We start from the raw sequence: 14,868 nt of genomic DNA, 5'->3' as shown, positions 1-14,868 counted from the left end.
TAATATTTTTTGAATGAACAATTTTTAATGATATAAAAAAAAACCGCTGATTTCAGCGGTTTAAATATTAATTGTTAATGAAGTATAACAAACTCGCACCGCCTGTTAATGCTGTATTCTTCTTCTTTACAAATGCCATCTTTAATACAATTATTTAAAGGTTGAGTTTCGCCATATCCAACAGATTTAACTTTATTAGTTGCAATCCCTTGATTTTCTAAATATTCTCGAACAGATTTAGCACGCTTGTATGATAAATCTAAATTATATTGTTCTGTTCCACGGCAATCTGTATGTGCTCCAATTTCAATAATCATATCTGGATATTTTTTCAAGATACTCACAACTTTTTCTAGTTCTACGGTTGCATCAGAGCGAATATTCCATTTATCAAAATCAAAATAAATTGGGTTGATTTTTATTTGAATTTTTCCATTTTCTTCAACAATTTTCTGTTCAGTATCTTCATAGGATTCAAGTTTTAGTAAAATATTTTTATTAATAATACCTTCATTGTCTGTTGAAAAAGTCACATCAGCTGGACTGAATAAGCTTTTAGTTCCTCTAATTTTATAAGCTGAGTTAGTTGTTATTTCAAAAGAATAACTAGCATCATCACCCACAATCATTTCGTCAATCATTTGGTTGTTATTATCAAACAAAGTTACCAAAGCGCCTGGAAGTAATTCTAGGCTATTTTTGTTTTGAACTAATCCTTGAACAAAATATTTTTTTAGTTGAGTAAACCTATAAATGTCATCATCACCAATACCACCTTCTCTGTTTGATGAAAAGTAACCGGTCTCTTTTTTCTCATCAATTATAAACGCAAAATCATCTAAATTGCTATTTATTGGAGTACCTAAATTTTTTGGTTTTGAAAAGCTATCATTTGTATAATCACTTTTAAAAATATCCAATCCACCTAATCCAAACAACCCATCTGAAGCGAAATACAAAATGTTTTTACTGCTAATAAAAGGGAATTGTTCTCTATGCTCAGTATTTATTTTAGGACCTAAATTTTTTGGAATTCCATAAGTACCATTTTCATTAATATCAACCACAAATAGGTCAAAAGAGCCTATCGAACCTGGCATATCTGAGGCGAAATATAGTTCTTTTTCGTCTGGACTTAACGCTGGGTGTTCAACTGAGTAATTGTTGCTGTTAAAAGGAAGTTCAGTAATATGTGTCCAATGATTATCTATTAATTCTGCTTTAAAAATTTTTAAATGGGTTACTTTATTTTTATCTTTTATTTTTTTTCCATCAATAAAATTATTTCTTGTAAAATACATGGTTTTACCATCTTTGGTAAATACTGCATTTGATTCGTGAGTCTTTGTATTTATTAAATTGGAAAAGAGAGAAATATTTTTAAAATCCCCTAATTCATTTGTTTCAGCTTGATATAAATCTAGATAAGGTTGCTTATTCCAGTCATATTTATTTCCGTTATTTCTTGTGGATGCAAAAACTAATTTATCGCCAAAAAAGGAAACCCCAAAATCAGAATTTGGTGTATTGGCATTTATAAGATTATGAACAATGTAAGGCCTTTTATTTTGATTATTTAAAGATTCAATATATGATAAAGTTTCTAAATTAGATTCCGTAAAAATTTGTTTTTTTTCATTGTATTTTCTAAGCCAAATATCAGCTTCATTAAAATTTTCAATTCCCTTTAATGCTTGTGAATATCTAAAAAAATAGGTTGCATCAACTGAAGTTTCAAATTTTTGAATTAATATTTTGTACCAATTTGAAGCATCTTTCATTTTTGTATTGAAGTAATAGCAGTCACCTAGTTTTTCATACACCTGTTGCGTTTTAATTTCTTCTTTTAAAAATAGCTCTGCAGCATCTAAATATGCTCTTTTTTCAAATAAATGGTTTGCGCGTTTTAAGTTTTGCCCAACCATAAGTTGTATAAAAAAGAAAACTATAAATAAGGTAGATAGTGTTTTTTTCATTTTAAACCGTTTTAAAAGAATCTTGGGGATTTATCAAAGCCTTTATTAATATTTAACATATCAAAATCGTACAGAATAAATAATTCATGAGATCCAGAACTGAATGGTCCAAGATTTGAGATTGTATGGTCATAAGCGTAACCAATACGTATTTCAGGTGTAGCTCTAATATTAAACAATCCTGTAATGGCATCTGTAAACCTGTATCCAATTCCAAATTCTAATCTATTATCGTATAAAATATTTGCTGTTAAATCAATAGTTAAAGGAGCACCGTTCACTCTTTTTGCCATAAAAGCAGGTTTTAATTTAAAAAAATCGTTGATTTTAAAAACATATCCACCGGTTAAGAAAATATGCGGTAATTCGGTTCCTTGATACTTTCCATTTGTTCTATCTAGATGTTGTGATCTTAAAATATTTGGGATAGAAAAACCAATATAATAGTTGTCGGTATTAAAATAAACACCAGCTCCTATATTAAAATATGATTGATTAATGTTTTCCGCAAAATCAGCATCCGTAAATACATCGCCTGATTCTAAAACAAAATCATTAAAATTAACATCAAAAAAAGTAACCCCGGTTTTTAAACCGAATGATAAATTTCCGTACTCTTCAAAATCTAATTTATAAGCAAAATCAGCGAAGAGATTATTTTCTTTAACAATATCACCTATGTTATCATTAATTAAAGAAAACCCAATTTCAATTTTATTGTTAATAGGAGTATGTAAAAATAAATTTGAAGATTTTGGAGCACCAATTACTCCAACCCATTGCGTTCTGTGAAGACCTCCAACATTAACAATTCCAGCAGTACTTGTTGTGTAGGCAGGATTTATTACACTCATATTATACATATATTGCGTGTATTGTGCGTCTTGTTGAGACCACAAAAGAATAGATGTTAAAAGTGCAATACCAATTAAAATTATTTTTTTCATCCTTTATCTACTTAAATACAATCTTCTTTGAATAGGTTTTTTACCATCTTTATTAAAGTAAATGATAAAATAATAAACCCCTGCAGGCATCAATTCATCATTGCCATTTAATCTTCCATTCCAATCAGGTTTTGAAATGGTCGAAGTATAAATTAGATTTCCCCAACGGTTATAGAATTCAACTTTAAAATCAGGATATAGTTCTCTTAAATTTTCTATTTTGAATGTATCGTTTATGCCATTTCCATTTGGTGAAAATCCATCATATATTGTAATGTCATATTGGTCACAAGCATTTAAATCAACTGTTATTGCAAGTGGGTTTGCACTGGAGCACCCATCTGCATCACTTTCTATTGCGTAATATGTTTCACTATCAGTTAAAAATTCTGTTAGACTTAATTTGTTGCCATCTGGATATGAATCATACCAAGTGATTATTCCTTCATTTAAAGGAGATACATTTTCGTTTAAGTCGGCCAATGTTGGATTGAAATTAGCGCAAAATTCATTTCCTTTTGATTTTAAAATTGGAGTTCCAGCATCAGTTAATGTTACGTTCACAATAACTCTGATAGCACTTTCACATCCATTGGAATCAGATTGAGCTGCCCAATAATTTGCTCCATTAATTAATAGATCGTTTGTGTTAAGAGGAGCTGTTTCTGTTTCTGACGCATACCATACAATAGACCCACCTGTTTGTAAGTCTGAAACTTTTGGAAAACTTGATGCGCAAAAAACTTGAAAGGTATTTTCTATTGTAGGTGATTCAACCTTAAGAATTGTAGCTGTTATCATAAGTTTAGAACTACTTTTGCAGCCTGTAGTTTGGTTATAATTTAAAGCCCAATAATCTTCGCCATTGATTAAAGCATCAGTTTCGTTTAAAGGTGTTGTTGAAGTTTCTGTGTCAAACCATAAAATTGAATCACCGCTTACTTGTAAATTGGCAATTGTTGGTTTGTCTATGTCGCAGAAAGTCTGATTTATATCTGTAGTTGTTGCTTTTGCCAAATTATTAATAATTACATTTATTAAAAGTCTGGAAACACTTTCACATCCAGATGCGTCTTTTTGTGCAGCCCAATAATCTTCACCATTTAATAATACGGCATCTATATTTAAAGGTGAAGTTGACGTTTCGGTAGCATACCAAATAATATTTTCACCGGTTGTATTTAAATTAGCTATTGTAGGGGTGTCAATTGCACAAAAAGTCTGAATGGTTTCTGAAGTTGTTGGAGGTGTTGTTGAAATGAGAGATGCTATTACAACCAGTCTAGTTGCACTAGAACAACTATTAACATCGGTTTGTGCAGCCCAATAATCTTCACCATTTAATAATACGGCATCTATATTTAAAGGTGAAGTTGACGTTTCGGTATCATACCAGATAATATTTTCACCAGTTGCATTTAAATTAGCTACTGTAGGATTGTCAATTGCACAAAAAGTTTGGTTGCTTTCTATAGTTGTTGGAGGCGGTGTTAAAATAATAGCAGCAGTTACCATCAATCTAGATCCGCTTGAGCAGCCATTAGCATCAGTTTGTGCAGCCCAATAATCTTCACCATTTAATAATACGGCATCTAAATTTAAAGGTGTAGTTGACGTTTCGGTAGCATACCAAATAATATTTTCACCAGTTGCACTTAAATTGGCTACTTTAGGATTATCTACTTCACAAAAAGTCTGGTTGCTTTCTAATGTTGTTGGAGGCGATGTTGAAATAATAGCAGCAGTTACCATCAATCTAGATCCGCTTGAACAGCCATTAGCATCAGTTTGTACAGCCCAATAATCTTCACCATTTAATAATACGGCATCTAAATTTAAAGGTGTAGTTGACGTTTCGGTAGCATACCAAATAATATTTTCACCGGTTGCATTTAAATTAGCTACTGTAGGATTATCTATTTCACAAAAAGTTTGAATTGTGTCTATGGTTGTTGGAGGGGGAGTAGTCGAAATAATTACATTAACATTTGCTGTATCATCTGAGCAAAACTCCAAAGTGCTAGATACGGTATACATATAGCTTCCTGCAGTATTTGTAATAGGATCAAAAGTACCTAAATAACCGCCACTTAAATCACTTGGGCCAGTCCAGATACCTGAATTATCTGGTGTTCCACCTAATAATTCAAATAAATTTGTTGTTTTTAAATTTGTTTCACATTCGGAATATGTTCCATCTGTACCAGCATTTGGACTTATATCAATAATTACATTGGTTAATGACCTTAAAGTTCCTTCACATGGAAAAGTGGTTTGTGAGGCCCAATAATCTTTACCATTAATTAAAGGTAAATTTAAATCTAGAGGCTCTGTACTTGTTTCATATTCATACCACGTAATATTTGGCTCAGTAGCTTTTAAATCTGCTATTGTAGGGTTTGAAGAAGAACAAAATGTTTGATCTTGGTTAACGTTTGGAGGAGGTGGATTAACCATTGTTACAGTTGTTGGTAGTCTTTCACTTGTACACCCATTTTCTGTTTGTTGAACCCAATAAGTTGATTCATCTACTAATAAATCAGATGGGCTGAACAAATTACCTCCATTTTGAGCGTCGTACCAAGCAATATTTAACCCAGTTGCTGATAAATCAGAAATTGTTGGGTTGTCAATGGCACATTTTCCAACAAAAACATCAACGTTTGAAGGAGGTTCGCCATAAATTGATACCAATACAGCTAATCTATTTGGACTACAATTATTATCATTAATATCATCGGCATAATAGGTAGTATTATCTACAAGTGGTGCTGATGAATCATATTGATTTCCACCAGTTATGGAGTCAAACCATACTATTGTACCTCCTGATGCTACTAAATTTTCAACAGTACTATTATCAGATTTACAAAATGTTTGAGACAATTCTCCAGTAGGATTTGCATTTGTACATTGTGCAAAACCAGAATGAGAATAAAATAATATAATTATTAAAAATATAAAAATATAATATTCACTAGCAGATGAAATTTTTTTCCCCCTCATTGAATTTAAGTTTGTGAGATATTATTTTTGAACTATAATTTTAAACGTTCAATATATGAAAGTAAGAAAAAAATACCATTTATTTGCAAATAAATGTCATTTATTTAATAAATTGAGTTTTTTATAGGTTTAAAAGTTTTTAAATAATACTATTTATTCTTTTTAAGAGTTTACTTACATTTGAATTTACAAAATTTATGTATAAATGAATTTACATTTTATCGCTATTGGCGGAAGCGCCATGCACAACCTAGCTTTAGCACTATTACAAAAAGGATACCAAATTACGGGAAGTGATGATGTTATCTTCGAACCTTCAAAATCTCGTTTAGAAAAAAAAGGCTTATTACCTTCAGTATTTGGCTGGTTCCCAGAGAGAATTACCACAAAATTAGATGCTGTAATTCTTGGGATGCATGCAAAAGCAGACAATCCAGAATTGTTGAAAGCTAAAGAGTTGGGTATTAAAATATTTTCATATCCAGAGTTTTTATACGAACAAAGTAAAGATAAAACACGTGTTGTAATTGGTGGTTCACATGGAAAAACAACTATAACTTCAATGATTTTACACGTGTTGAATTACCACGAAATTGAAGTTGATTTTATGGTTGGAGCGCAGTTAGAAGGTTTTGAAACCATGGTGAAATTAACTTCAAAGAATGAATTTATGGTTTTAGAAGGCGATGAATATTTGAGTTCTCCAATAGATTTAAGACCTAAATTCCACTTATACAAACCAAATATTGCATTAATTAGCGGTATTGCTTGGGATCATATTAATGTCTTTCCAACTTTTGAAACATATGTTGAACAGTTTTCAATCTTCACCAGTTCACTTATAAATGGTGGAATTATGGTATATAATGAAGAAGATGAGATTGTAAAGCAAGTTGTTGAAACTTCAGAAAGCCCTATAAAAAAATACCCTTATAAAACACCCGAATACAATATTGTAAATGGTACTACCTATGTAGAAACTTTAGAAGGTGAAATGTCATTAGAGTTTTTCGGAAAACATAATTTACAAAATATGGCTGGTGCAAAGTGGATTTGTCAGCATATGGGAGTTGGAGAAGATGAATTTTATGAAGCTATAGCAACTTTTAAAGGAGCCAGTAAACGTTTGGAAAAAATTACGGAAAATGAATCAACAGTCATTTTTAAAGATTTTGCTCATTCGCCGAGTAAAGTTGAGGCAACAACAAATGCGGTTAAAGATCAGTATGCTCAAAGAACTGTATTAGCTTGTTTAGAATTACATACCTACAGCAGTTTAAATACTGAATTTTTAAAAGAGTATGAAGGAGCTTTAAATGCAGCAGATATAGCTGTTGTGTTTTATTCTCCTAAAGCAATCGAAATAAAAAAACTGGAAAAAGTTACAGAACAACAGATTAAAGAAGCTTTTAATAGAGAAGATTTGCTAATTTACACCAATCCAGAGACATTTAAGACATTTTTGTTTAGTCAAAATTTTAAAAATACTGCCTTGCTATTAATGAGTTCTGGAAATTATGGAGGTTTGGATTTTGATAAATTTAAAGACCTAGTAGGGTAATATGACACCTGTCATATAAACTTAAATGATGATAATTTACAAATATTGTTTTTACTAATGAAGGAAAAGCAGCTATGATTTTGTAATTCCTGTTCTTTTATGAATGAAATAATTGAAAAATGTTTGTCGAAATTGTGGTTGTCTATTATTAAAATAAACTTATTTTAGCTAAATTTTCTTCCAGAAGAAAGGTGTTAATAGAATTAAAACTGTAAATAATTCTAACCTACCAATTAGCATTAAGAAGGAGCAAAACCACTTAGCAGGTATGCTTAAATGAGCAAAATTATCTACAGGACTTACAGAACCAATGGCTGGACCGATATTACCTAAAGATGATGCGGTTGCTCCAATAGCCGAAATAAAGTCTAATCCAAAAAAGGTTAATAAAACACTACTTACTATAAAGATGAGCATGTATAGTATAAAAAAGGACAAGATGTTATAAATAATAGTTTTTGGGACACTGCCACCATCATACCTAACAGGTATTATAGCATTTGGATGTAACAATTTTTTAAATTCATAAAAACTACTTTTTATCATTATAATATGACGAACAATTTTAACGCCACCACTGGTAGATCCAGCAGAACCACCAATAAAAAATAATGAAAACATTATTGCTGTTATTATAAAACTCCACATTGTAAAATCGGCTGATACAAATCCAGTTGTAGTTAAAATTGATACAACTGAGAATGCTGCGTGTCTAAAGGCGCTTTCATTTACCCCCCAAACTTTTGGATGATTTAAAGTACTGACCAAATTTGGGTCTTGAAAATTTAGTATTAAAAAAGTAATTAAAAGAGTAACTCCTATAGTTCCAAAAAAGTAATATTTAAACTCTTCACTATTAAAAACTTTTTTTATTTTTCCTTTTAACGCAAAATATGTTAATACAAAATTGGCTCCAGCAATAAACATAAAGACAATAATTATATATTGAATTAAAGGGAAATCACTGTAATGGGCAATACTCGAGTTTTTGGTTGAAAATCCACCTGTACTCATTGTAGCCATTGCATGATTTATTGCATCAAACCAAGTCATACCAGCAAATTTTAAAAGAAAAAACTCTGTAAATGTTAATCCAAAATAAATAAGCCAAAGTCTTTTAGCAGTCTCTGTAATTCTTGGGTGCATTTTATCGGCAGATGGTCCAGGAGCTTCAGCCATAAAAAGCTGCATTCCTCCAATTCCCAATAAAGGTAAAATAGCTACAGTAAGCACAATAATTCCCATTCCTCCAATCCAATGTGTTGCACTTCGCCAAAATAGTATTCCTTTTGGCATGGATTCAATATCTGTTAATATGGATGAACCTGTAGTTGAGTATCCAGAAATAGTTTCGAAGAATGCATCTGTATATACTGGGATCGTGTCAGTGTAGACATAAGGTAAAGTGCCAGTAAAGGATAGCATTAACCATCCTAATGTTACAATTAAATACCCTTCTTTTTTTCCAAGGTTTTTAGATGCATTTCTGTTGAAAAACCATAAAATAAAACCAATTGCAATTGTAGTGATACCAGCTTGTAAAATTCCCCACTTTTCATATTCATTATAATAAAGGCTAAAAGGAAAAGCAAGAAGCATAAAAACTCCATTTAACATAGAAGTCAATCCTAAAAAGCTAATAATAATTTTAATGTTGAGGTTTTTCATGTTTTTAGTTAAACAATTTTTCAACTTTATGAATTGCCTCGGGTAAACAAAATACTACGGCTTTATCTCCTGCTAATATTTGAAAATCACCAAACGTCATGTGTGCAATTCCATTTCTTATTACACCTCCAAAAACTGCATTTTTTGTTAAATTAATGTTTTTAACTAATTTTTTAGTAACAGCTGAGTTTTCTTTTACTCTAAATTCTAACACTTCAGCATCAACATTATGAAGGTTGGCTAATTTTAAAACATCACCTTTTCTAACATGCTTAAAAATAGCACTGGCAGCCAATAGTTTTTTATTAATTAAAGTGTCAATTCCTATTGTTTGAGATATGTTAATATAGTCCATATTTTCAACCAAGGCAATTGTTTTTTTAACTCCTTTAGATTTAGCTACCAAACAAGACATTATATTTGTTTCAGAATTACCAGTAACGGCAATAAAAGCATCCATATCTGTAATGTTTTCTTCTTCTAATAATTCAACATCTCGTCCATCTCCTTTTATAACAAGTGCATTAGGTAACTTTTCAGCAATTTCTTTTGCTCTACTTTTATTAATTTCAAGTAATTTTATATTGAACTTATTATCACAAAGGTTTCTAGCAGCTTTTACACCGATTTTTCCACCTCCTAAAATCATAACATTTTTTACTCCAAATTGGGTTTTCCCCATTAATTTATAAAGTTGTTTTATGCTTTCTTTTGGTGTTGAAAAATATATTTGGTCATCAGCGCCATATATTGTATTTCCTCTTGGTATAATTGTTTCATTACTGTTTTCTGGTTTAATAGCAATGGTAATAAAATCTATATCGTGAAATTTTTCTCTTGCCTCTTTTACAGTTAAATTTATTAATGGGGAATTATATTCTAAAGTGCTTCCCAAAATATTTAAAGTACCATTTTCAAATTGAATAGTATCGTTAAAAGCAGATTGGTTCAAAAGCATTTTAATTTCATCAGCAGCTAATTCTCCTGGAGAAATCATACTATCTATGCCTATTTCAGCAAAATCTATTTCAGAATTTTGTGTAAATTCGTGGTTAGAAATTCTGGCAATGGTTTTTTTTGCACCAAACTTTTTTGCTAAAACAGCAATTGTAAAGTTTGTGTTTTGAGATTCAGTTACTGCTAAAAAAATATCTGCTTTATGTATATTTACTTCTTTTAAAAGTTTAATTGAAGTAGCATCGCCTTTCTTTGTTATTACATCTATATGGTTACTTGCATACTCTAATTTTTCTGAATTGGTATCAATTAAGAAAATATCTTGAGATTCAAATGACAAGAGTTTGGCTAAATGAAAACCCACATCTCCAGCACCTGCAATAATAATTTTCATCTAATATTATTTATTGTTTTTGAATTGTTTGTAAAATTGGCCTATAATTTTTTGGTTGGTATTAACCTTGATATCTTGGCTTATTTCAAACGTTTAATTTAATACAAAGATATTATACTTATTTTATAAAATTGATTTTTAAGAATACTAATTCTAATTTTAAAAGTTGAAAGGATGAATTATTTACAAATTTAAAATTTTATTCTTTACTTCTTCAATATAGGTTCTTCCAAAAGGATATCTCACTCCGGCTATTTCAACGCTATTACCCTCTATAGTGTCAATTTTATCTATTGCTATGGTGTAAGATCTGTGTATACGTATAAAATTATCTTCAGGTAGTTGTTCTGTAAAACTAGAAAGTGTCTGATGAATTATAAACCTGTTGCTTTCTGTTGTAATTTTTAAATAATCTTTTAAACTTTCAATAACCAAAATCTCATCTAAATAGATTTTTTTCATTTTCTTTTTATCTATTTTTATAAAAAAATATGGTTTTTCGGTTTGAGATTTGTTTACTTGTTGTGTGTTCAAATTTTTAAAAAATTTATTTACAGCTTTTACAAATCTTGGAAAAGGAATTGGTTTTACAAGATAATCTAATACATCTAATTCAAAAGATTCAACAGCATATTCAATATGTGCAGTTGTTATAATTATTAGAGGTTTTTTTTCGAGTGATTTTATAAAATTTAAGCCATCAAGTAAAGGCATGTTAATATCTAAAAAAATAAGATCTACTGTATTGTCTTTTAAAAAAGTTAAAGCATCAATGGCATTGGTAAAAGTGCTCACCAATTCAATATCATTAAACTCTTTTAAATGATTTTTTATAACATTTATAGCCAAAGGTTCATCATCAATAATTAGGCATTTTGTTTTCATTTTAGTTTAATTTTAAGCGCCACTTTAAACACGTTATTTTTTTCTTCTATCTTCAAATCGTACTCGTTCTTTTTATAGCCCAAAGCTAACCTTTTTTTTACATTTTCTAAACCAATTCCACCAGATGTATTTTTTTGTTGAGATCCGTGATCTTTTGACGGTATTGGATTAGCTATTGTAAAGTAAAGAAAACCATCTTTAATTAAAAAATCAATATCAATTTTAATTTTTCCAATATTTTTATTTGCACCATGTTTAAAGGCGTTTTCAATAAATGAGAGCAATAACATTGGTGCAATTTTTTTATTTTGTATGTCGCCAGAAATATCCATATTTATTTCCAGATTCTCGTCAAATCGTATTCTTTCTAATTCTAAATAATTTTGAATGCTTAGAACTTCTTTTTCTAAACTTTGCTTGTTTTTTTTAGTTTCATATAAAAAATAACGCATTAATTCAGAGAGTTTTAAAATTATTTTTGATGTTTTGTTAGAATTTTCTAGTGATAAAGAATAAATGTTATTCAGTGTATTAAAAAAGAAATGTGGTGAAATTTGTGTGCGTAAAAATAACAATTCGGTTTCTAATTTTGCTTTTTCTAAATCGGTAACTCTTTTGTGTTCTTTTAGCCAGTCCATTGTAATTTTAATTGCAGTAACAAATGTAATTACATACAATTCTCCAATCATCATATCGACTGAGTAATTAAAGGTTAATTTACTAATAACTTCAGTGCCTTCTGGCCATACATTTTCACTTACCAAATAATACGTTAAATTAAATTTTACAAGTAGCATTACAAAAAGTGAAGTTACTAAAAGACTAATGTAGGCAAGGTATTTTTTTTTAAAAACAAATTTCGGCATAAACACATAAACGTTTAAGTAACAGAGTGTCATGTGTATTGGAAATCCAATAAGGTTCGTTTTTAAAGAGTAAGAGTAATCACCAAAATAACTTCCCCAGCGTAGTGTATTAAACATAAAATATAAAGACCAAAATATAATATGATGTCGTAATGATATTTCTCTAATATTAGATGAAACAGATGAGACTTTATAGTTTGTTACCGACATTGTAGTATGTTTTTTTGTGTTTAACTTAGTTTAAGTGTTATTTGTCTAATTTTTTTTTCAAAATCACTAAAATAAATAATATTTATAACTAAATTGAAAAATACAAAAGTTAAAACTTTAGAAATAATGAAAATAAAGTATCTACAACTATTTTTTTTAATAGTGATTTTGGTTGGAACTAGTTCTTGTAAAGATTCGAAAAACGAAATTAAAACAATTCCCCAAATAAATCTTACAAAATTTGTTAATCCTTTTATTGGAACTGGAGGCCACGGACATACTTATCCTGGTGCAACCGTGCCTTTTGGAATGTTACAAGTAAGTCCAGATAATGGAGTCTCAAGTTGGGATTGGTGTTCTGGATATCATTATTCAGATTCTATAACCATTGGTTTCAGCCATTTGCATTTAAGTGGAACAGGTATTGGAGATTTGGCAGATATACGATTAATGCCGGTTAATAAAAAAGTTGATTTGGCTGTTGAAGTTAAAACTAGAGATGATGTTCCTTATAAATCACTGTATTCTCATGAAGAAGAAAATGCTTCACCAGGTTATTATAGCGTTCAGTTAAAAGATTTTAATATAAAAGCAGAATTAACTTCAAGTTTAAGAACCGGTTTTCATAAATATACCTTTGCAGAAAACGATACACAATCTGTAGTTATAGATTTAGGTTTTGCCATAAATTGGGATAAAACAACGGCTTCAAAAATTAGTGTAATCGATAAAAACACAATTTCAGGATATAGGCATAGCACTGGTTGGGCAAAAAATCAAAAAGTATTTTTTGTTGCGAGATTTTCTAAACCAATAGAAAAATATGAATTGTTGAACGATGGAAGTTATAAAAATGATGTAACAACTGTTGAAGGAGAAAAAGCATTTGCACAACTCTTTTTTAGTTCAGAAAACACGAACAAACTATTAGTTAAAGTAGCAGTTTCTTCTGTGAGTGAAGCAAATGCATTGGCAAATTTATCAAAAGAAGAAATTAGTTTTGAAACAGTAAAAAATGAAGCTTCCGAAACTTGGAATGAAAATTTAACCAATATCACTATTGAAACCGATAACGAAGATTTAAAAACCATTTTTTATACCGCTTTATACCATACACAAGTTGCACCTGTAACTTTTAGTGATGTGAATGGTGAATTTAGAAAAGAGAATGATGAAATTGTGAAAGCTGAAAATTATACAGCGTATTCAACACTATCTCTTTGGGATACTTTTAGAGCAGAGCATCCATTATTAACGTTTACTGCTCAAGATATAGTTGCAGATATTATCAATTCTATGTTAGCATATTATCAAACAAACAAGATTCTGCCTGTTTGGACTTTATACGGAAATGAAACAAATACTATGACGGGTTATCATTCCATTCCAGTAATTGCAGAAGCGTATACTAAAGGTATTAAAGGTTTTGATATAAATAAGGCGTATGAAGCTATGAAAACTACAATGATGCAAGATGAAAGAGGCTTAGATCATTATAAAAAATTCGGATATATTCCTCATAATTTATTAGATGAATCTGTAACAATTACATTAGAATATGCTTATAACGATTGGTGTGTAGCGCAAATTGCAAAAGAATTGGGTGAAGAAGAAGATTACACTTATTTTATGAATCGTTCAAAAGCTTATGAACATTTATTTGATGCTGAAACAGGTTTTATGCGTGGTAAAAATGAAGCTGGAACTGCTTGGAAAGAACCATTCGATCCAAAATATTCTGCGCATAGAATAAATGCTGAATATACCGAAGGAAATGCGTGGCAACACAGTTGGTTTGTATTACACGATGTTGAAAATTTAATTCAAATGCATGGTAGTGAAGCTAAATTTACGGATATGCTAGAGCAATTATTTACAGAATCTTCAGAAATTACGGGAGATGATGTTTCGGCAGATATTACCGGTTTAATTGGTCAATATGCACACGGAAACGAGCCTAGTCATCACATTGCGTATATGTACAATTTTGCTAATAAACCTTGGAAAACACAATATTGGGTGCGTGAAATATTAAAAACACAATATAATACTACGCCAGACGGATTAAGTGGTAATGAAGATTGCGGGCAAATGTCGGCTTGGTACGTGTTTAGTGCAATGGGATTGTATCCATACAGTCCAGCTTCTGGAGAATACCAAATAGGAAGTCCGTTATTTAAAACTTCAACTATAAAAATTTCTGAAGACATTTCCTTTACTATAAAAGCAGAAAATGTATCAGATGAAAATATGTACATCCAATCAGCTACATTAAATGGAGAAGAATTTAGCAAAACTTTTATAAGTCATAAACAAATTATGACAGGTGGTACGCTTCAATTTGTAATGGGAAATACTCCAAATAAAAACTGGGGAATCACTAATTAAGAATAATTAT

9 protein-coding genes are annotated in these 14,868 nt (G+C 30.1%); 2 read left to right on the top strand and 7 right to left on the bottom strand.

What is annotated here, in order from left to right:
• Positions 1-74 precede the first annotated feature (74 nt).
• The 3 genes from IEW75_RS07360 to IEW75_RS07350 are packed head-to-tail and all read right to left on the bottom strand — an operon-like array spanning position 75 to position 5,929.
• Positions 75-1,976, bottom strand: a complete 1,902-nt coding sequence (locus tag IEW75_RS07360; RefSeq protein WP_134248748.1) for an OmpA family protein — start codon at positions 1,974-1,976, stop codon at positions 75-77.
• 11 nt (positions 1,977-1,987) lie between these two features.
• On the bottom strand, positions 1,988-2,923 hold the full coding sequence (locus IEW75_RS07355) for a PorP/SprF family type IX secretion system membrane protein (protein WP_134248749.1): 936 nt from the start codon (positions 2,921-2,923) through the stop codon (positions 1,988-1,990).
• A gap of 3 nt (positions 2,924-2,926) precedes the next feature.
• Complete coding sequence (locus tag IEW75_RS07350; RefSeq protein ID WP_134248750.1) at positions 2,927-5,929, bottom strand: gliding motility-associated C-terminal domain-containing protein; 3,003 nt, start codon at positions 5,927-5,929, stop codon at positions 2,927-2,929.
• A 205-nt stretch (positions 5,930-6,134) separates the two neighbouring features.
• On the opposite strand from IEW75_RS07350, the gene IEW75_RS07345 reads away from it, so the two are divergent.
• Positions 6,135-7,490, top strand: coding sequence for a UDP-N-acetylmuramate--L-alanine ligase (locus IEW75_RS07345; protein WP_134248751.1), 1,356 nt, complete (start codon positions 6,135-6,137; stop codon positions 7,488-7,490).
• 168 nt (positions 7,491-7,658) lie between these two features.
• Here the strand turns inward: IEW75_RS07345 and IEW75_RS07340 are convergent, their stop codons facing one another.
• From IEW75_RS07340 to IEW75_RS07325, 4 genes are all read right to left on the bottom strand, one after another.
• Positions 7,659-9,158: a TrkH family potassium uptake protein gene (locus tag IEW75_RS07340; protein WP_134248752.1), complete on the bottom strand. Its 1,500-nt coding sequence runs from the start codon at positions 9,156-9,158 to the stop codon at positions 7,659-7,661.
• Between the two features lie 4 nt (positions 9,159-9,162).
• Positions 9,163-10,509 (bottom strand): Trk system potassium transporter TrkA, encoded by a 1,347-nt coding sequence (trkA, locus tag IEW75_RS07335; protein ID WP_134248753.1) that lies wholly within the window; start codon positions 10,507-10,509, stop codon positions 9,163-9,165.
• A gap of 183 nt (positions 10,510-10,692) precedes the next feature.
• Positions 10,693-11,394: a LytR/AlgR family response regulator transcription factor gene (locus tag IEW75_RS07330; protein WP_134248754.1), complete on the bottom strand. Its 702-nt coding sequence runs from the start codon at positions 11,392-11,394 to the stop codon at positions 10,693-10,695.
• On the bottom strand, positions 11,391-12,470 hold the full coding sequence (locus IEW75_RS07325) for a sensor histidine kinase (RefSeq protein ID WP_134248755.1): 1,080 nt from the start codon (positions 12,468-12,470) through the stop codon (positions 11,391-11,393). Before IEW75_RS07325 ends, IEW75_RS07330 begins: the two co-directional genes overlap by 4 nt.
• 126 nt (positions 12,471-12,596) lie before the next feature.
• Here IEW75_RS07325 and IEW75_RS07320 point away from each other — a divergent pair, with 126 nt between their 5' ends.
• Positions 12,597-14,858: a GH92 family glycosyl hydrolase gene (locus IEW75_RS07320; RefSeq protein ID WP_134248756.1), complete on the top strand. Its 2,262-nt coding sequence runs from the start codon at positions 12,597-12,599 to the stop codon at positions 14,856-14,858.
• The last annotated feature ends 10 nt before the right edge of the window (positions 14,859-14,868 follow it).

The organism is Lutibacter litoralis, assembly GCF_014646675.1.
GTDB lineage: Bacteria > Bacteroidota > Bacteroidia > Flavobacteriales > Flavobacteriaceae > Lutibacter > Lutibacter litoralis.
Note: the sequence above shows the minus strand (reverse complement) of the source record. Positions and strands in the feature narration are given on the sequence as shown.